15 protein-coding genes, 1 pseudogene and 1 other annotated feature are annotated in these 18,523 nt (G+C 67.8%); of the genes and pseudogenes, 10 read left to right on the top strand and 6 right to left on the bottom strand.

The annotated features are described in order from the left end of the window. Positions 1-96: 96 nt before the first annotated feature. Entirely contained in the window at positions 97-1,365 is a 1,269-nt protein-coding gene (locus AB5J62_RS36550; RefSeq protein ID WP_370944599.1) for a YeeE/YedE family protein, read from the top strand. Positions 1,366-1,530: 165 nt separating this feature from the next. Next, entirely contained in the window at positions 1,531-3,042 is a 1,512-nt protein-coding gene (locus AB5J62_RS36545; protein ID WP_370944598.1) for a DHA2 family efflux MFS transporter permease subunit, read from the top strand. A gap of 60 nt (positions 3,043-3,102) precedes the next feature. On the opposite strand, the gene AB5J62_RS36540 is transcribed toward AB5J62_RS36545, so the two are convergent. Beyond that, positions 3,103-4,323, bottom strand: coding sequence for an acetyl-CoA C-acetyltransferase (locus AB5J62_RS36540; protein ID WP_370944597.1), 1,221 nt, complete (start codon positions 4,321-4,323; stop codon positions 3,103-3,105). Positions 4,324-4,441: 118 nt separating this feature from the next. Here AB5J62_RS36540 and AB5J62_RS36535 point away from each other — a divergent pair, with 118 nt between their 5' ends. From AB5J62_RS36535 to AB5J62_RS36510, 6 genes are all read left to right on the top strand, one after another. Beyond that, positions 4,442-5,812: a cystathionine beta-synthase gene (locus AB5J62_RS36535; protein ID WP_370944596.1), complete on the top strand. Its 1,371-nt coding sequence runs from the start codon at positions 4,442-4,444 to the stop codon at positions 5,810-5,812. 111 nt (positions 5,813-5,923) lie between these two features. Further along, entirely contained in the window at positions 5,924-7,339 is a 1,416-nt protein-coding gene (locus AB5J62_RS36530; RefSeq protein ID WP_370944594.1) for a hypothetical protein, read from the top strand. 142 nt (positions 7,340-7,481) lie between these two features. Then, positions 7,482-8,018 (top strand): hypothetical protein, encoded by a 537-nt coding sequence (locus AB5J62_RS36525; RefSeq protein WP_370944593.1) that lies wholly within the window; start codon positions 7,482-7,484, stop codon positions 8,016-8,018. Positions 8,019-8,036: 18 nt separating this feature from the next. Further along, positions 8,037-8,669: a hypothetical protein gene (locus tag AB5J62_RS36520; RefSeq protein WP_370944592.1), complete on the top strand. Its 633-nt coding sequence runs from the start codon at positions 8,037-8,039 to the stop codon at positions 8,667-8,669. A 7-nt stretch (positions 8,670-8,676) separates the two neighbouring features. Then, positions 8,677-9,246 carry a hypothetical protein gene (locus AB5J62_RS36515; protein WP_370944591.1) on the top strand — a complete coding sequence of 190 codons (570 nt, stop codon included), beginning with the start codon at positions 8,677-8,679 and terminating at the stop codon, positions 9,244-9,246. Positions 9,247-9,294: 48 nt separating this feature from the next. Further along, positions 9,295-10,455 carry a cystathionine gamma-synthase gene (locus tag AB5J62_RS36510; RefSeq protein ID WP_370944590.1) on the top strand — a complete coding sequence of 387 codons (1,161 nt, stop codon included), beginning with the start codon at positions 9,295-9,297 and terminating at the stop codon, positions 10,453-10,455. Positions 10,456-10,829: 374 nt separating this feature from the next. On the opposite strand, the gene AB5J62_RS36505 is transcribed toward AB5J62_RS36510, so the two are convergent. Next, positions 10,830-11,102: a hypothetical protein gene (locus tag AB5J62_RS36505; RefSeq protein WP_370944589.1), complete on the bottom strand. Its 273-nt coding sequence runs from the start codon at positions 11,100-11,102 to the stop codon at positions 10,830-10,832. A gap of 98 nt (positions 11,103-11,200) precedes the next feature. On the opposite strand from AB5J62_RS36505, the gene ilvA reads away from it, so the two are divergent. Then, positions 11,201-12,403 (top strand): threonine ammonia-lyase, encoded by a 1,203-nt coding sequence (gene ilvA / locus AB5J62_RS36500; RefSeq protein WP_370944587.1) that lies wholly within the window; start codon positions 11,201-11,203, stop codon positions 12,401-12,403. Here the strand turns inward: ilvA and hppD are convergent. Next, positions 12,400-13,611: a 4-hydroxyphenylpyruvate dioxygenase gene (gene hppD, locus AB5J62_RS36495; RefSeq protein ID WP_370944586.1), complete on the bottom strand. Its 1,212-nt coding sequence runs from the start codon at positions 13,609-13,611 to the stop codon at positions 12,400-12,402. The two genes, ilvA and hppD, sit on opposite strands and share 4 nt — an antisense overlap. Before the next feature lie 107 nt (positions 13,612-13,718). Here hppD and AB5J62_RS36490 point away from each other — a divergent pair, with 107 nt between their 5' ends. Further along, on the top strand, positions 13,719-14,192 hold the full coding sequence (locus tag AB5J62_RS36490) for an Lrp/AsnC family transcriptional regulator (RefSeq protein ID WP_370944585.1): 474 nt from the start codon (positions 13,719-13,721) through the stop codon (positions 14,190-14,192). Between the two features lie 377 nt (positions 14,193-14,569). Here AB5J62_RS36490 and AB5J62_RS36485 read toward each other — a convergent pair. The 3 genes and pseudogenes from AB5J62_RS36485 to AB5J62_RS36475 form a co-directional block, all read right to left on the bottom strand. Then, positions 14,570-15,797 (bottom strand): annotated as a pseudogene (locus AB5J62_RS36485) (IS3 family transposase). Next, positions 15,391-15,519 (bottom strand) — a sequence feature (AL1L pseudoknot). (Overlaps the previous pseudogene by 129 nt.) A gap of 288 nt (positions 15,798-16,085) precedes the next feature. After that, complete coding sequence (locus AB5J62_RS36480; RefSeq protein ID WP_370950159.1) at positions 16,086-17,318, bottom strand: IS256 family transposase; 1,233 nt, start codon at positions 17,316-17,318, stop codon at positions 16,086-16,088. 363 nt (positions 17,319-17,681) lie between these two features. After that, on the bottom strand, positions 17,682-18,434 hold the full coding sequence (locus AB5J62_RS36475; RefSeq protein WP_370950431.1) for an MBL fold metallo-hydrolase: 753 nt from the start codon (positions 18,432-18,434) through the stop codon (positions 17,682-17,684). Positions 18,435-18,523 lie beyond the last annotated feature (89 nt).

Below are 18,523 nucleotides of genomic sequence, written 5' to 3'. Positions count from 1 at the left end.
ACACGGGAGTCGTCGCACTCCATGAGACGAGCTGCGACCAGGGGATTTGCCGCCCTAACCTTGATCGTCCCACTTCGATCAAGACCTGGAGTCCTGGTGGCCGCGACGACCGATCTGCCTTCCCTAGACAAGAATTTCCCGACCTCGTGCGCCGCGCCCGCGCCGCGGCCGGAGGACCCCGTCAAAGTCGTGCCGCTGGCCGTCGCGACGGTGCTCGCGATCGGCCTCGACTGGTTCGTCTGGGCGAGTTACGGCCCCAAGTTCGGGGTGCTGCTCCTGCTGGGGCTGGGCCTCGGGATCGCGTTGTTCCACTCGCGGTTCGGGTTCACCTCCGCGTGGCGGCAGCTGATCGCGGTCGGCAACGGGCAGGGACTGCGTGCGCACACGCTGCTGCTCGGCACGGCCGCGACGCTGATCGCGCTGATCGCGGGCACCGGCGCCGGGCTGTTCGGCAGCAAGCCGACGCCGGTGACGAACGTCGGCCCGATCGGGCTGGCGTTGTTCGTGGGCGCGCTGCTGTTCGCGGTCGGCATGCAGCTCGGCGGGGCGTGCGCGTCGGGGACGCTGTTCGCGGTCGGCTCCGGGCAGTCGACGATCGTGCTGACCCTCGGCGGGTTCATCACAGGCTCGGTGCTCTACACCTACGCGTACCCGCTGCTGAAGGACTGGCCGCAGATCAAGGGCGTGCTGCTGTCCGACCACGTCGGCTGGTTCGGCTCGTGGGCGATCACCATCGCCGTGCTGGCCGTGATCGTGTTCGCCACCAGGGCCGTGCAGAAGCGCCGCGTGCCGCCGCCGACCGATGTCGTGCCGACCGCCAAGGGCGCCGCGCGGATCATTCGCGGCTCGTGGCCGATCCTGGTCGGCGCGGTGGTGCTCGGTGTGCTGGCCGGCGCGGTCTACCTGGTCTCCGGCGGGATCTGGGGCATCACGAGCGCGTTCTCCCTGTGGGGCGCCAAGCTGCTGCAGCTGTTCGGGCTGCACCCGGAGACCTGGGAGTTCTGGCGGATCAAGGCCAACGCCGCGTCGCTGTCGACCACCATCTGGAAGGACAAGAACAGCCTCACCGACATCGGCATCGTGCTCGGCGCCGCGGCGGCGGCCGCGGCGGCGGGCGCGTGGAAGATCCACAGCTCGATCCCGTGGCGCACCGCGCTGGCGGCCGTGCTCGGCGGGATCCTGATGGGCATCGGCGCGCGGCTGGCCGGTGGCTGCAACATCGGCGCGTACCTCGGCGGGATCTCCGTCGGCAGCCTGCACGGCTGGCTGTGGGGGATCTTCGCGCTCGGCGGCACCTGGATCGGGCTGAAGCTGCGGCCGCTGTTCGGGCTGGGCAACCCGGTGCCCACGGACAGCGTCTGCTGAGTCACGCTGCGAACGCGAGCCTGCCCGAACGTGCGGGCTCGCGTTCGTTCTCCGAGAATTCGTTGGCGTCTGCAAGCAGTTCCTGGTTACTGTGGGTGCACAACATCCATGGGGGCTCTCAGTAATTCGTGGTGCGCTCTGCCGCGCCCGCAGGAACGGACGTGCATGTCTTCCCAACAGCCGGACAACGACAAACTCGACGCGGGCGTGCTCAAGGTCGCCGGTGTGGTCGTCCTCGGCGCCATCATGGCCATTCTGGACACCACTGTGGTGAACGTCGCACTGCAGAAGCTGACCCTTGAGTTCCAGACCTCGTTCGACACCATCCAGTGGGTCGCGACGGGCTACATGCTGGCGCTGGCCACGGTCATCCCGGTCACCGGCTGGGCGTCGGACCGCTTCGGCACCAAGCGTCTCTACATGATCGCGATCGGCCTGTTCCTCATCGGCTCGATGCTCGCCGGGCTGTCCTGGAACGTCGAGTCGCTGATCATCTTCCGTGTGCTGCAAGGTTTCGGCGGCGGCATGCTGATGCCCGCGGGCATGACGATCATGACCAGGGCGGCCGGTCCGCAGCGGGTCGGCCGCGTGATGGCCGTGCTCGGCGTGCCGATGCTGCTCGGCCCGATCGGCGGCCCGATCCTGGGCGGTTACCTCGTCGACGCGGTGAGCTGGCGCTGGATCTTCTACATCAACGTCCCGATCGGCGTCATCACCATCCTGCTGGCGTGGCGGTTGCTGCCCAAGGACAACCCGGAGCCCGCTGAGCGCTTCGACTTCTGGGGCATGCTGATGGTTTCGCCGGGTCTCGCGGCGCTGCTCTACGGCGTCTCGAACGTCCCGGCGGCCGGCGGTGTCGGCTCCGTGGACGTCTGGCTGCCCGGCCTCGCGGGTCTCGCGCTGCTGGTCGCCTTCGTGCTCCGCACGCTCAAGGTGCCCAACCCGCTGATGGACCTGAAGCTGTTCACCAACCGGACGTTCTCGGTCGCGATGGCGACCATGACGTTGTTCTGCGTCGCGTTCTTCGGCGCGATGCTGCTGCTGCCGACGTACTTCCTGCTGGTGCGCGGCGAATCGGCGCTCAACGCCGGCCTGCTGCTCGCCCCGCAGGGCTTCGGCGCGATGCTGACCATGCCGCTCGGCGGCAGGCTCGCCGACAAGATCGGCGCGCGCAAGATCGTGCTGCCCGGCATCGTGGCGATGGTCGCGGGCCTGGTCGCGTTCACCCAGGTCAGCGCGACCACGCCGTACTGGCAGCTGATGGCCGCGCTGTTCGTGATGGGGCTCGGCATGGGCTGCACGATGATGCCGATCACCACCGCCGCGCTGCAGACGCTCACCCCGGCCGACATGGCCCGCGCGTCGACGGCGACGAACATCGTCCAGCAGACGGCGGGCGCCATCGGCTCGGCGGTCATGTCGATCATCCTGGCGGCGCTGCTCGCCGGGAAGTTCGAGGTGCCGACCAGCCAGGGGCAGCTGGCCGCGACCGCCGCGATCATGAACCCGCAGACCCACGCGGCCGCGACGGGACTGGCCGCGGACGCGTTCGGCACCACGTTCCTGTGGTCGCTGATCCTGCTCGCGCTCTGCGCGGTGCCCGCGCTGCTGCTCCCGGCCAAGCGCCCCGCGCTGCCCGAGGGCCACGAGGCACCCCAGCCGGTGGTCATGCACTAGCCAGAACGCGATAAAGCCCGCTTTATCCCCGGGGATAAAGCGGGCTTTATCGCGGGTGGGCTAGCTGAGGCGCTCGATGACCATGGCCATGCCCTGGCCGCCGCCGACGCACATGGTCTCCAGGCCGAACTGCTTGTCGTGGTGCTGCAAGGAGTTGATCAGCGTGGAGGTGATCCGCGCGCCGGTCATGCCGAACGGGTGGCCGACCGCGATCGCGCCGCCGTTGACGTTCAGCCGGTCGATGTCGATGCCGAGGTCCTTGTACGACGGGATGACCTGCGCCGCGAACGCCTCGTTGATCTCGACCAGGTCGATGTCGCCGATGCCCAGGCCCGCGCGGGCCAACGCGCGCTTGGACGCCTCGACCGGCCCGTAGCCCATGATCTCCGGCGACAGCCCGGAAACGCCGGTGGACACCACGCGCGCCAGCGGCGTGATGCCGAGCTCACGAGCCTTCACGTCCGACATGACGACCAGCGCGGCCGCGCCGTCGTTCAGCGCGCAGCAGTTGCCCGCGGTGATCCGGCCGTCGGGGCGGAACACCGGCTTCAGCCCGGAAACGCCTTCGAGCGTGACACCCGCGCGCGGCCCGTCGTCCTTCGCCAGTACCGTGCCGTCGGGCAGCGTCACCGGCGTGATGTCCTTGGCCCAGAAGCCGTCCGCGATGGCCTTCTCGGCCAGGTTCTGCGAGCGGACGCCGAACTCGTCCATCTCCTCGCGCGAGACGTTCTTCAGCCGCGCCAGGTTCTCCGCGGTCTGGCCCATCGCGATGTAGACGTCGGGCAGGTTCCCGTTCTCCCGCGGGTCGGTCCAGCTGTCGGCGCCGGACTCGGCGGTCGCCTTGGTGCGCGCCTCGGCGTCGGCGAAGAGCGGGTTGTGCGTGTCCGGCCACGAGTCCGAGCTGCCCTTGGCGAACCGTGAAACCGTCTCGACACCGGCGGAGATGAAGACGTCACCCTCGCCTGCCTTGATCGCGTGCAGCGCCATCCGGGTGGTCTGCAGGCTCGACGAGCAGTAGCGGGTGACGGTGCAGCCGGGCAGGTGGTCGTAGCCGAGTTCGACGGCGACCGCGCGGCCCATGTTGAACCCGGACTCACCGCCGGGGAGGCCACAGCCGAGCATGAGGTCTTCGATGGCGGTGGGGTCCAGCTGCGGCACCTTGGCCAGCGCCGCCTTCACCATCTGCGCGGTGAGGTCGTCAGGGCGCATGTCGACCAGCGACCCCTTGCCTGCGCGCCCGATCGGGGATCGCGCGGTGGCGACGATGACGGCTTCGGGCATGGCGAAACACTCCTTCGTGCTAAGCGGTTGCTCACCTCATACTCGTCCACCCGGCCGCGCGGGTCAAAGGAAGCCGTCTCACACCCGGGATCGGCCATCCGCACGTAGGCTGTCCGGCGTGGATTACGTCGAGCACATTGTCGATCTCGTGGGCAACACCCCGCTGGTCAAGCTGAACGCGCTCACCGAAGGGCTACAGCCCCTGGTGCTCGCGAAGGTCGAATACGTCAACCCCGGCGGCAGCGTCAAGGACCGCATCGCGCTGCGCATGATCGAGGCGGCCGAGCGCTCCGGTGAGCTCAAGCCCGGCGGCACGATCGTCGAGCCGACCTCGGGCAACACCGGTGTCGGGCTGGCCATGGTCGCCCAGCGCAAGGGGTACAAGTGCGTGTTCGTCTGCCCTGACAAGGTCAGCGAGGACAAGCGCAACGTGCTCAAGGCGTACGGCGCCCGCGTGGTCGTCTGCCCGACCGCGGTCGCGCCCGAGCACCCCGACTCGTACTACAACGTGTCCGACCGGCTCGTGCGCGAGATCGAGGGCGCGTGGAAGCCGAACCAGTACGCCAACCCGGAGAACCCGGCGAGTCACTACCACTCGACCGGCCCCGAGCTGTGGACGCAGACCGAAGGCAAGATCACGCACTTCGTCGCCGGCGTCGGCACCGGCGGCACCATCTCCGGCACCGGGCGCTACCTCAAGGAGGCCAGCGAGGGCCGCGTCAAGGTCGTCGGCGCGGACCCCGAGGGCTCGGTCTACTCCGGCGGCACCGGCCGCCCGTACCTGGTCGAGGGCGTCGGCGAGGACTTCTGGCCGGAGACCTACGACCGCGGCGTCGCCGACGAGATCATCGCCGTCTCCGACGCCGACTCGTTCGACATCACCCGCCGCCTCGCGCTCGAGGAGGGCCTGCTGGTCGGCGGCTCGTGCGGGATGGCCGTCGCGGCCGCGCTGAAGCTCGCCGAGCGCTGCGGCCCCGAAGACGTCATCGTCGTGCTGCTGCCCGACGGTGGCCGCGGCTACCTGACCAAGGTGTTCAACGACGGCTGGATGTCGTCGTACGGCTTCCTCCCGCCGGAGTCCTCCGGCGCCACGGTCGGCGACGTGCTGACCAAGAAGAGCGGCAGCCTGCCCAGCCTCGTGCACAGTCACCCGAACGAGACCGTCGCCGAGGCGGTGGCCATCCTCTCGGAGTTCGGCGTCAGCCAGATGCCCGTCGTCAGCGCGGAACCGCCGGTCATGGCGGCCGAGGTGGTCGGCGCGGTCAACGAGCGCGACCTGCTCGACGCGCTGTTCACCGGCAAGGCGCAGCTGGCGGATCGCCTGGACAGGCACATGTCGCCGCCGCTGCCGACCATCGGGGCCGGTGAGCAGGTGAGTTCCGCGATGAAGGCGCTTTCCGGCGCCGACGGCGCGCTGGTGCTCATCGACGGCAAGCCCGCCGGTGTGGTCACCAGGCACGATCTACTGGGCTTCCTCGCAGGTCGTTAACCAGATCAGATCGCGAGACCGGGGTGGGGCGTTACCAGCGCCCTACCTCGGCATGCACTAGCGTGTCCGGCGAGCAGAACTTTCAGGTCCTCGTCAAGGGGGAAGTCCCACATGAGTGCTCCGCAGCCACCGAACCAGCCTTGGGGTGGCGGCCAGCCACAGCAGGGCCCGCCGAGTGGTCCCCAGCCGCAGCAAGACAATCCCTTCGGTTCGCCGGAGCCGACCCAGGTCGTGCAGCCGGGCCAGCCACAGGGAGGCGGCATGTTCGGCGACAGCCCGGAGCCGACCCAGGTGGTCCAGCCGCAGCGTCCCGGTGACGCCGGCGCCACCCAGGTGGTGCCCCCGGTCGGCGACCCGAACGCCACGCAGATGGTGAACCCGGTCGGCGGTGGTGAGGCTCCCGGCGAGTCGACCCAGCTGGTCCCGCCCGGCTCGCAGCCGCCCGCCGCGATCCCGTACGCCCCGCCGCCGAGCGCGGCGGACAACCCGGCGGCCGGTGCCTACGGCGGCTACGGGCAGAACCCGGGCGCCTTCGGTGGCCAGCCCGGCGGTTTCCCGCCGCCGCAGCAGGGCTTCGACCCGTCGCAGGGCCAGGGTGGCTTCGGCCAGCCGCAGCCGGGCTTCGGCGGCCCGCCTCCCGGCTTCGGCCCGCCCCCGGGCGGCGCCGCGGGCAACCAGAACGCGCTGTTCGGCATGATCGCCGCCGGTGTCGTGGCGCTGCTCGGCCTGATCGGCGCGATCCTGATGATCACCGTCTTCGGTGACATGGGCGGCGGCAGCACCAGCAGCCTGGTCGACCAGTGCGTCGCCAACGGCGTGCCCAAGTCGACCTGTGAGGCCGCGGCCGAGCGGGCCAGCGAGGCGGCGGGCGGAGCTCCCACCCGCGCCTACATCTACATCACCATCCTGCTGATCGGCAGCATCGCCGCGATCGGCGGCGGTGTGCTCCTGTTCCTGAAGAACAAGCTCGCCACTTGGGTCATCGTCGGCTCCGGCGGTGCGCTGCTGCTCTTCTCGATCATCCTGCTCGCCGACCTCGGCAGCCTGACCAGGGCCGTGATGACCCTGATCTTCGGTCTGCTGATCGGCGCGGTCGGCGCGCTCGGGCTCATCCCGGCCACGCAGCAGTTCGTCGGCATCGGCTCCGGTTCGGCGCTCGGTGGCGCACCCGGTGGTTTCGGCGGCCCGCCGAGCGGTGGCTTCGGCCAGCCTGGCCAGTTCGGTCAGCCCCAGCAGCAGTTCGGTCAGCCTGGTGGGTTCAACCCGCCCAGCGGCGGCTTCGGCCAGCCCGGTGGGCAGAACCCGGCCAGCGGTGGCTTCCAGCAGCCGCAGTACGGGCAGCCGCAGCAGCCGTTCGGTCAGCCGGGTCAGCCGCCGCAGCAGCCCGGCCAGTTCGGGCAGCAGCCGTACGGCCAGCCCCAGCAGCCCGGCCAGCCGGGTCAGTTCGGCCAGCCCGGCCAGTTCGGGCAGCCCGGTCAGCCGCCGCAGCAGCCCGGCCAGTACGGGCAGCCGCCCCAGCAGTGGTAAGTTGATCACCGAAAGTGATGCCCCGGTCGCCTCGCGACCGGGGCATCACTTTTTCGTCGTGATGAGGTTTTCCCAGTCCGCTGGGCCGTTCTGAGGGTTAGGGTGGGCGCTCACCGTCTTCTTGTCGCCCGATGGGGGAGTTGTGACCGGTCCCTATGGTTACGCGCAGCAGCAGGGACCACCTGCTTCGCCACGCCGCCCGAGCGGGGCCACGGCCGTGCTCGCGGGACTGCTGGGCCTACTCGTCGCCGGTGTCGTCGCGTACGTGCCGATCCAGGTCTTCATCTCGCTGCCGTCCGGTTTCAGCATCGGTGACTTACCCACCAGGGCGCTGATCTACCTCGCCGTCGCGCTCGTGGCGGCCTTGAGCCTGCTGCTCGGTTCGCTGATGGCGTTCTTCCGCGCGTTCGCGGGCGCCATCCTGCTGATACTCGGCTCGCTGCTGGCCATCACCGCGATACTGCTGGAAGCCTCGCTGCACATCGGGTTCGGCCGCTACTTCGAAGCGGTGTTCAGCTTCGGCGACATCGACGAGATCGTCCGCGCGGCCGCGGTGATCGGCGCGCCGATCGTGCTGCTGCTCGCCGTGCTCCCGCCGACGGTCAAATACCTGCGCCACCGCCCGTCGGCGCCTGGGGTCCACGGACAGCCCCCGGCATACAATCCCCAGGGCTGGTGATCAACCGGAGGGGGAGAGATGGGATATCCGTATCCGCCGCAGCAGTACGGTGCGCCGCAAGGCAAACCGCCGGGCGCGGCGACCCACACGGTGGCGGGCATCGCGGCGGCGGCGTTCGTGCTGCTCGCGGGAGGCGGGGTGGTCCCCGCGATCGAGGACCTGTCTGTGATGCCGGGCAGCGCCATCGCGCTCTGGTTCGTCGAGCTGATCTGCACGGGTGTGGCATTGGCCGGCGTGATCATGCTGCTCACGTACCGGGTGGCAGGCGCGTTCCTGATCATGGGCGGCGTCGCGGTGTGGGAGATCGTGGTGCTGCTCAAGCCCGCGTTCTACAGCTTTCCGTACGGCCTCTACCTGGAAGGGATCTTCACCGGCCGAGGCGCGTGGAACGCCGCGTACGGGTTCGGGCTGATCGTCGGCGTCGTGGCGGCGATCTTCGCGGTGCTGCCGGGCACGGCGGCCTACGCCAAGGCCATGTACGCGATGAAGCACCGTCCGATGGGGTACGGCCAGCAGCCGCCGGGCTATCCGCCGCACCCCGGCTATCCGCAGCAGGGTTACCCGCCTCAGCAGGGCTATCCACAACAGGGCTACCCGCAGCAGGGACCGCCGCCGCAGCAGGGCGGTTATCCGCCGCCGGGACAGTGGTGAGCGGGCGATGACCTATCAGCCTTATCAGGGCCAGCAGTACCCCGGACCCCAGCACCCCGGCCAGCAGTACCCGGCGCAGCAGCCGCCCGCGCCCGCGCCGAGCGGCGGCACCGCGATCACCGCGGCCGTGCTGGCCATCCTCGGCGGCGTCGTGCACCTGGTCGGCGCCATCGCGGGCGCGCTGAACCTCGGCAGCTTCGTCAGCGTGATGTCCATCGTGATCTCGGTCGGGGTGAACCCGCTGCTCGCCGGGCTGCTGATCGGCGGCGGGATCATGATCTTCCTGCGCAAACCGGCAGGCAGGCTCAACGTGATCATCGGCGCGGGGCTGGCGATCGCGGTGTACGCGACCGCGATCGTGTTCGGCGCGGTCGGCGTCTACGCGCACGGGATCATGCCCGCGGCGTTCGTCATGATCCTCGCCGCGCTGCCCGCCGTCGCCACGGTCGTGCTCGCCTCGCTGAACTCGACCGCGCGCTGGCTCGCGCCGCTGCCGGTGTTCCCCGCGCCGCCGTTCGGCGTTCCCGGCTATTCGCTCCAGCAGCCGCCCTACCCCGGGAACCAGCGGCACTGGTAGTCATCCCACCTGTCGGGATCGTGGGCAACGGGCCGTACGCTGGTCCGTATGGTCGATGACTTCTCGGCGCTCGGTTTCGAAACGCGCGCCATCCACGCCGGTCAGGCGCCCGATCCGAGGACGGGCGCGGTGATCGTGCCGATTTACCAGACTTCGACGTACGCCCAGGACGGCGTCGGCGGGCTCCGCGAGGGCGGCTTCGAGTACTCGCGCACCGCGAACCCGACCCGCAGCGCGCTCGAAGAGGCATTGGCCGCGCTCGAAGGCGCACGCCACGCGCTCGCGTTCGCCTCCGGCATGGCCGCGACCGACGCCGTGCTGCGCACCGTGCTGCGCCCCGGTGACCACCTGGTGCTCGGCAACGACGCGTACGGCGGCACGTTCCGGCTGATCGACAAGGTGCTCAGCCTCTGGGGCGTCGAGCACACGGTCGCCGACCTGTCCAAGATCGACGAGGTCAGGGCCGCGATCCGGCCGGAGACCAAGCTGATCTGGTGCGAGACGCCCAGCAACCCGATGCTCGGCATCGCCGACATCGCGGCGCTCGGCGGCGTCGCGCACGGCGCCGGCGCGCGGCTGGTCATCGACAACACCTTCGCCACGCCGTACCTGCAGAACCCGCTCGCGCTGGGCGCGGACATCGTGCTGCACTCGACCACCAAGTACATCGGCGGGCACTCCGACGTCGTCGGCGGCGCCGTGGTGATCAACGAGGACGAGCTGCGCGAGGAGCTGTTCTTCATCCGCAACGCCGCGGGCGCCGTGCCTGGCCCGTTCGACGCGTGGCTCACCCTGCGCGGCATGAAGACGCTGGCGCTGCGCATGGACCGGCACAGCGACAACGCCGAGCGGATCGTCGAAATGCTGGCCGCGCACCCGAAGGTCGCCACGGTCTACTACCCGGGCCTGACCGACCACGCCGGGCACGAGATCGCCGCCAAGCAGATGCGCCGGTTCGGCGGCATGGTCTCGTTCACCCACGTCGACGGTGAGCAGGCCGCGCTGGACGTCGCCGCGCGGACGAAGCTGTTCATCCTCGCCGAGTCGCTCGGTGGCATCGAGTCGCTGATCGAGCACCCGGGCAAGATGACCCACGCGAGCACCGAGGGCTCCACGCTGGAGGTCCCGTCGAACCTGCTGCGCCTCTCGGTCGGCATCGAAGACGGCCGCGACCTGGTCGCGGACCTGCGCTCAGCGCTCGGTTCTTGAGGGCAAGGGTCATGGGGGTCGTGAGTGGTACGGCCGGTTAGAACCGGTCAAAACACTCACGACCCCGGGCTTGGGGTGACAAGCGCGGCCCTTGTCACCCAGAGCGTTGCAAGGGCGACCCTTGTCACGTGTCACGGTCGACGAGCCCAAGCGAGTGGAAGAATTTCTGCACCCAACGGAGCAAACCTTCCACTCGCACTGAGACTCGGGTGGTAGGTAGCCAAGTGCCGGTCCGCTAGAACCGCCCGCAACACTCACGACCCCAGGCCCGCACCCAGGCCGAGTCCACGAGCACGCCACATTTGGGTTTCCCTCAACCAGACCTGACAGACGAAGGCCCCTTTTCGCCAGGCGAAAAGGGGCCTTCGCCTCGTCTAGCGGCTGTAGTCGCCGGAGGCTTCCTCGGCGGGCGCGGGGTGGACCGGTGCGTCGATCTCGGAGCCGTCGACGCAGCCGCCGACCAGCTCGACATGGTTGTCGTGGCGGATGTACTGGGCCGGAACCCCGCAGGTCGCGTGGTCGACGGTGTACACCGCGGCGCCGGTCAGCGCGATCGCCGAGGCGAGCGCCGCGACCAGGGGAACGACACTGGCCGAACGGGTCGCGCGCAGCCGGCGCAGTACGCCCGTTTCGTTCCCCCGTGCCATTCGTCACTCCCGGATCACCGATTGTTGCCGTAGCCAAGGATACCCGGACCTCACTTCCTTGTTATGTGAGGAGCCTGTGAAATGGCATGATCCGCCCCATGCGACTGGTCAGCGTCGAACAGATCCTTCGAGCCAGGAAGCTGCTCGAGGGAGTGACCCGGATAACGCCGATGGAACACGCCAGCGACCTGCGGAGCCTGCACGGTGGCGCGGTGTACCTGAAGTGCGAAAACCTCCAGCGCACCGGTTCGTTCAAGATCAGAGGCGCCTACACCCGCATCCACGGACTGTCCGAAGAGGAGCGTGCGCGCGGCGTCGTCGCGGCGAGCGCGGGCAACCACGCGCAGGGTGTCGCGCTGGCGTCCTCCTTGCTCGGCGCCAAGTCGACGGTGTTCATGCCCGAGCGCGCGCCGCTGCCGAAACTGGCCGCGACCAAGGGCTACGGCGCCGACGTCCACCTGCACGGCGCCGTGCTGGAGGAGACGCTCGCCGAGGCCATCGCGTTCGGCGAGCGCACCGGCGCGGTCTTCATCCACCCCTTCGACCACGTGGACATCATCGCCGGGCAGGGCACCGTCGGCCTGGAGATTCTGGAGCAGGTGCCCGACGTCGAGACGATCCTCGTCGCGACTGGCGGCGGCGGGCTGGTCGGCGGTGTCGCTGCGGCGGTCAAGTCGACGCGGCCCGGTGTGCGCGTGGTCGGCGTCCAGGCGCAGGACGCCGCGGCCTATCCGGCGTCGCTGGCGGCCGGGAAACCCATCCGGCTCAAGGAAATGCACACCATGGCCGACGGCATCGCGGTCGGTGAGCCGGGCAAGGTCAGCTACGCGCACGTCGCCGATCTGGTCGACGAAGTCGTCACGGTGACCGAGGAGTCGTTGTCCCGCGCGGTGTTGCTGTGCCTGGAGCGCCGCAAACTGGTCGTCGAACCGGCGGGCGCCGCCGTGGTGGCGGCGTTGATGCAGCACCCCAGCGCGTTCACGCCGCCGATCGTGGCGATCCTGTCCGGCGGGAACGTGGATCCGTTGCTGCTGCTGCAGATCATCCAGCGCGGTATGACCGACGGCGGCCGTTATCTCAAGCTCCGCCTGCGTGTTCCGGACCGGCCGGGGTCACTGGTCGCGGTGCTGTCGCGGGTGAGTTCCATGGGCGTCAACGTGATCGACGTCGAGCATTCCCGGATCTCGGGCGCGCTGGCGATCGGCGAAGTGGACATCTCGCTGGCATTGGAAACCCGCGGCCCGGAGCACTGCGAAGAAGTCGCGACGGCGCTCCAGGCCGCGGGTTACCAGGTGATCTAGAGGTTGCCGCGGCGTTCCTGCTCGCGCTCGATCGCCTGGAACAACGCCTTGAAGTTGCCCTTGCCGAAGCCGAGCGAGCCGTGGCGCTCGATCATCTCGTAGAACACGGTCGGCCGGTCGCCGATCGGCTTCGTGAAGATCTGCAGCAGGTACCCATCCTCGTCGCGGTCGACCAGGATGCGGTGCTCCTTGAGCACCTCGATCGGCACCCGCACCTCGCCGATGCGGGCACGCAGCTCGGGGTCGTCGTAGTAGGAGTCGGGCGTCTCCAGGAACTCGATGCCCGCGGCGCGCATGGCGTTGACCGTGGCGATGATGTCGTTGGTCGCCAGCGCGATGTGCTGGCAGCCGGCGCCGCCGTAGAACTCGAGGTACTCGTCGATCTGCGACTTCTTCTTCGCGATCGCGGGCTCGTTGAGCGGGAACTTGACGCGGTGGTTGCCGTTGGAGACGACCTTGCTCATCAGCGCCGAGTAGTCGGTCGCGATGTCGTCGCCGACGAACTCCGCCATGTTCACGAAGCCCATGACACGGTGGTACCAGTCGACCCAGTAGTCCATCTTGCCGAGCTCGACGTTGCCGACGCAGTGGTCGATCGCCTGGAACAGCCGCTTCGGCGCGCCCTCGGGACGCTTGATCGAGCTCTCGCGCGGCTCGTAGCCGGGCAGGTAGATGCCGGTGTAGCGCGACCGGTCGATCAGCGAGTGGCGCGTCTCGCCGTAGGTGGCGATCGCGGCCATGCGGACGGTGCCGTGCTCGTCGGAGACGTCGTGCGGCTCCTCGAGGATGGTCGCGCCCTGCGAGCGGGCGTGCTCGACGCACTTGTCGACGTCGGCCACCTCGAGCGCCAGGTCGGTGACGCCGTCGCCGTGGCGGCGGTGGTGGTCGAGCAGCGGGGAGTCGGGGCGCACGCCGCCGCTGATCACGAAGCGCGCGGAGCCGGACTTCAGCACGTACGACTTGCGGTCGAAGTGGCCGGTCTCGGGGCCCGAGTACGCGACGAGCCGCATGCCGAAGGCGACCTGGTAGAACCACGCGGTCTGGGTGGCGTTGCCCGCGACGAACACGACCGCGTCCATCGCCTTGACGGGGAACGGGTCACGCGACTCGTCGTGATCGACGAGTCCGACGAGCTGACGCAGCTGGTCGTAGCTGACGTCGTCGAGAACGGCGGCGCTTTCGCTGGCGGGATCGAGTGTGTGCGTCATACCCGAAGGATGGGACCACCGGTCAAGATGGGCAATGGCCGTCGATTTCACTGGACAATCTGCCCAGTCTGGTTGGGGGTAACGCTGTCATAGTGGACAATCTGCGTATGCCCGAACTGGACGCGCTCGACGCGCGCATCCTGCTCCTGCTCACCGATTCACCCCGCTTGGGTGTGCTCGAATGTGCGCGAAGGCTCGGCGTCGCGCGCGGAACCGTCCAAGCCCGCCTCGACCGCCTCACCGAGCGCGGCGTGCTGACGGGCTTCCCGCCGGACCTCGACCTCGCCGCGATGGGCTACGGCCTCACCGCGTTCGCGGTACTCGAAATCGCGCAGGGCCGCCGGGGCGAGGTGTCGGCCGCGCTGTCCGCGATCGAGGAGGTCTGCGAGGTCCACGCGACCACCGGCCAGGGCGACCTCTTCGTCCGCATGGTCGCCCGCACCCACGACGACCTCCAGCGCGTGATCGACGAGGTCGTCAGCGTCCCCGACGTCCTGCGCACCTCGACGTCCATCGCGCTCTCGACCCCGGTCCCGCCCCGCGTCCGCCCCCTCTTGGAGCGCACGGCAAAAGGCTCGTGAGTGTTCCGGCCGGTTCTTGAGCGGAAGGTCAAAGGTGGCGCGTCTGGTTTGCTCGGCCGCGGCCGAGGCCGGGGTGGCTGTGTGGGAAATGCGTTGAACGCCTCATTTCCCACACAGTCAACCCGCTTGTCCAGTGACTGGGGTCGTTCGAGGCGGGTGAGTGCGGTTTGCGGCCTTGGACGACGCAAACCGCACTCACCCAGATGCGAGACCCAGGTATGAAGGGAGCCTTCATCCACGGTCGGCATGGGTGAGGGCCTACTTCACCCGAGCCGAGTGGGTGAGGGCCTCCCTCACCCATATATACGGTCGAAGTAGGCCCTCACCCACGCCAGACCATGAACCGCCCCGGGTTCGGTAGAGACTCGTTGTTGGGGTCAGGCGACCAGGCTGATCAGGTCACCTGACTCGTACAGGGTCTCGAACTCGACGGGTGGTCGGCCGCCGCACGCTCCATGGAGTCGCTGGTTGTTGTACCACTCGACCCACGCTGCGGTGGCGACGTCGACTTCTTGTTTATTGTGCCACGGCCCGTTCGGTTTAATCAACTCGGTTTTATAAAGACCGATGGCAGATTCCGCGAGTGCGTTGTCCAGAGCGTCGCCAACTGTGCCGATCGACGCGTCGATACCCGAATCGATAAGATGCTGCGTGAACCGGAAAGAAGTATATTGACTTCCGGCGTCGGAATGGTGAATCAACTTTTCTTGCCCCTCGCTCCACCGGTAGTCCCTATGCCGCAACCCCTGCTCGATAGCGTCGAGCACCAGATCGGTTTCCTTGGACATACTCACGCGCCAGCCGACGATCTTGCGGGAGAACACGTCAATGGCGAACGCGACGTAGACCGCGCCCGCCCAGGTCGCGACGTAGGTGAAGTCCGCTACCCACAACCGATTCGGCGCACCGGCGGCGAACTGGCGTCTCACCAGGTCCGCGGCGCGGACACCATCAGGATCGGACACCGTCGTGCGCACCGTCTTCCCCGGACCGCGCCGGCCAGGCCCAGCGCGCGCATGAGCCGCTCCACCCGGCCCCGCCCGACGGCGACGCCCTCACGGTTCAGCTGCCACCATATTTTCCGGGCACCATACACCCGATAATTATCGTCATACACACGTCGGATTTCCTTTTTCAGTTCCTCGTCGCGAACTTCCCTCGCCGATACCGGGCGAGAGAGGGCGGCATAATAAGTGGACGGAGCGATCTTGATCCCGAACTCGGTCAGCACGGCACAGATCGGCTCGACTCCGAACCGGTCCCTATATTCCGTGATGAACGTTACGAGCGTGGCGGTCGAGGGTCGAGCTCCCTCGCGAAGAAAGCCGACGCCGCCTTCAGAATCTCGTTCGCCCGCCGCAACTCACGATTCTCCCGCTCCAACTCCCGGATCCGCTGCTCCTCCTCGGTCGTCACACCCGACCGCGCCCCCTGATCGGTCTCAGCCTGCCGCACCCACCGGCGCAGGCTCTCCGCCGACACCCCGACCTTCGCTGCGATCGACGTGATCGCCTCCCACTGCGACGAATACTGCTCTACCTGCTCAAACACCAGCGCAACCGCGCGCTCACGCACCTCACGCGGATGCCTCGAAGACCGGGCCATAACTCCATCCTCACTCACACGATGGAGCCTCCATCAAACCCGGGGCGGTTCACCACGACCGGACACGGGCGAGGCAGCGAGGAAGGGGTCTTGCGTGTTTTCGCCGGTTATTGAGGGGAAGGGCGAATGTGGTGTGTTGGTGTTCGGACACGTTCGTTCGTGTGGTCGCGAAGGCGCCGGTCGCACCCGCGAGCGAGGGGACCCCTGGGTGCGACATACGCACTGAGGGGTCGAGCCTGTCACGATTTCTGTGTAAGTCAGAGGTGATTACTTACGTTTTTCAGGTTATCAGAAAGGGAGCCTTCCTGGGAAGAGGCGGGCTAGGGTGTTGAGTGCGACTTTCCAGCCGTGTGTTCCCGTTCCGGATGTTCCGCCGCGTTGACTGGAGATGTTGCGGAGTCCGAGGTAGAGAAGTTTCATGGCTGCGTCTTTGTCGGGGAAGTGTCCGCGGTTCTTGGTGATTTTGCGGAGTTGGAAGTTGATGGATTCGATAGCATTGGTGGTGTAGACGATTTTGCGGAGTTCCGGCGGGTAGTCAAGGAACGGGATGAGGTCATTCCAGGCGTTATGCCACACGTCGATGGCTCCTGGATATTGTTGCCCCCATTTCTTGTCGAATTCGGCCAGGGCGAGTTCGGCGCCTTCGACGGTGGGGGCGCAGTAGATCTCGCGCATCGATGTGGCGATCTTTTTGCGGTCGTTGTAGGACACGAATTTCGAGGCGTTGCGGATGACGTGGACCACGCAGGTCTGCACGACCGTGTCAGGAAAGATCACTTTGATCGCGTCGGGAAGACCGGTCAGGCCGTCGCAGCAGGCGATGAGGATGTCTTTGACGCCACGGTTGCGCAGGTCGGTGACGACCTTCTGCCAGAACTTCGCGGCCTCGGTGTCCTGGATCCAGCAGCCGAGAGCGTGCTTGCGGCCGTCCACGTCGACACCGATGGCCAGGTAGGCGACTTTGGTGGTCACCACGCCGTTGTCTTTGACGCGGATCCGGATTCCATCCACATACAGGATCGGATACACCTCGTCGAGCGGACGTGATTGCCACGCTTTGATCTCGTCGACCACGACATCGGTCACGTTCGATATCAATTCCCGGGAGGCATTCACGCCATAAACTTCCAGCAAATGCGCTTCGATGTCGCGGGTGGTCATGCCCCGGGAGTACAGTGACAGGATCATGTCGTCGATGTTGCCGATCCGACGAGATCGCTTCGGCACGATCGCGGGTTCAAAAGACCCGTTCCGGTCACGCGGAACCTCGATATCGACCGGACCGTTCATCGTCGACACCGTCTTGGTCGACTTCCCATTTCGGGAATTGCCGGAACCGCGACCGGAGGGGTCGCCGGCGTCATAGCCTAAATGGTCGGTCATCTCGGCCTGCAGCGCCCGCTCGAGGACCGCTTTGGTCATTTGATTCAGCAAGCCGTTGACGCCGTCGATCGGCGTTCCGGCCGCTTTGGCGTCCTTCAGCAGCGCGTCGATCGTCTCCGGCGAGAACGTCTCCGCCAGCTGCCGCGCCGCCGCCTCGTCACTGCGACGAGGCGATGTGTTCTGCGTCACTCGGTGTCCCTTCCGACCGCCCACCAGGCCGGTCGATCTTGGTACACCCCCGACCTACACAGTTGGCGTGACACGCCCGAGGGGTCCCCTCGCTTCAGCCCTGGCACCTGAAACATTCATGACTCTCGCGGAGTAAAGCGGGCTTTATCCCGCACACCACAGCCCCCGGCTATCCGCGAGTGGTAACTCTGCTCCGCTAGATGCAGCAGAGTCACCACTCGCACATCCCTCGCTCCCCGACCTGCTGCCCGACGCGCCACCTTTGGGTTTCCTCAAATAGAACCGCCCGCGACGCTCACGAGCCCTTTGGCCTCAGAGGACGTGCTTGAGGTAGCGCTGCGCCGACTTCTGCACGATCGCGGCGCCGTCCGAGCGCACGACCGCGCCCCACCAGGCGCCGTAGATCTGCTCGTACTCGTACGGTTCCAGCAGCTCGGCGGCACGCCGGACGATCTCCGGGCGTTCCGGGATGTAGTTCGGGTAGCTGTACATGAACGCGACGTGCGAGCGGTCGGGGATGACCTGCACGATGTCGCCGCTGAACAGCGCGCCACGGTCCCAGTGCATGACCGTCCCGCCCGCGAAGTGCACGCCGAGGTTGAGCAGCGTCAGCCCCGGCGCGACGTCGAGCTTGCTCCCGCTCCACAGCTCGAGCTTCGGGTCGGGCCTGCCGATCCACTGGCGGTCGTTCTCGTGCAGGTAGACGGGCACGTCGAAGGTGTGCGCCCACTCGACCATGGTCGTGTAGTAGTGCGGGTGGCTGATCGCGATGCCGGTGATTCCGCCGAGTTCGGTCACCTTGGCGACCACGTCGTCGTCGAGGTAGGCGAAGCAGTCCCAGAGGAAGTTGCCGCCCTCGGCCTCGACCAGCAGCGCGCGCTCGCCGATCGCGAACCGCGGCTCGGCGCCGAGGCCGAGCACGCCTTCGCCTTCTTCTTCGGCGCGGACCCGGTACTCGCCGGCGCGAAGCGTCTCGAGGTCGGTCCATTGCTGCCCGGACCCGGGCACCCACTGACGTTCGTCTTCGCAGATGGGGCAGTCGGCCCGCGGCGCGGCGTACTGCATCCCGCAGGTGGCGCAGATGGGGAGGTTCACCCCAGCAGATTAGCCATACATATGCACGATCGGCTCTGCTTTCGGCCTGTGCCTAACCC

It is taken from the genome of Amycolatopsis sp. cg5 (genome assembly GCF_041346955.1).
Lineage (GTDB): Bacteria > Actinomycetota > Actinomycetes > Mycobacteriales > Pseudonocardiaceae > Amycolatopsis.
The sequence above is the reverse complement of the archived record's forward strand: the minus strand, read 5'-3'. Positions and strand labels throughout refer to the sequence as shown.

Coding starts and splice junctions, on each gene's coding strand:
- AB5J62_RS36545 (WP_370944598.1), top strand. CDS start 1,531: ATGTCTTCCCAACAGCCGGACAACGACAAACTCGACGCGGGCGTGCTC.
- AB5J62_RS36540 (WP_370944597.1), bottom strand. CDS start 4,323: ATGCCCGAAGCCGTCATCGTCGCCACCGCGCGATCCCCGATCGGGCGC.
- AB5J62_RS36530 (WP_370944594.1), top strand. CDS start 5,924: ATGAGTGCTCCGCAGCCACCGAACCAGCCTTGGGGTGGCGGCCAGCCA.
- AB5J62_RS36520 (WP_370944592.1), top strand. CDS start 8,037: ATGGGATATCCGTATCCGCCGCAGCAGTACGGTGCGCCGCAAGGCAAA.
- AB5J62_RS36515 (WP_370944591.1), top strand. CDS start 8,677: ATGACCTATCAGCCTTATCAGGGCCAGCAGTACCCCGGACCCCAGCAC.
- AB5J62_RS36510 (WP_370944590.1), top strand. CDS start 9,295: ATGGTCGATGACTTCTCGGCGCTCGGTTTCGAAACGCGCGCCATCCAC.
- AB5J62_RS36505 (WP_370944589.1), bottom strand. CDS start 11,102: ATGGCACGGGGGAACGAAACGGGCGTACTGCGCCGGCTGCGCGCGACC.
- ilvA (WP_370944587.1), top strand. CDS start 11,201: ATGCGACTGGTCAGCGTCGAACAGATCCTTCGAGCCAGGAAGCTGCTC.
- hppD (WP_370944586.1), bottom strand. CDS start 13,611: ATGACGCACACACTCGATCCCGCCAGCGAAAGCGCCGCCGTTCTCGAC.
- AB5J62_RS36490 (WP_370944585.1), top strand. CDS start 13,719: ATGCCCGAACTGGACGCGCTCGACGCGCGCATCCTGCTCCTGCTCACC.
- AB5J62_RS36475 (WP_370950431.1), bottom strand. CDS start 18,434: ATGCAGTACGCCGCGCCGCGGGCCGACTGCCCCATCTGCGAAGACGAA.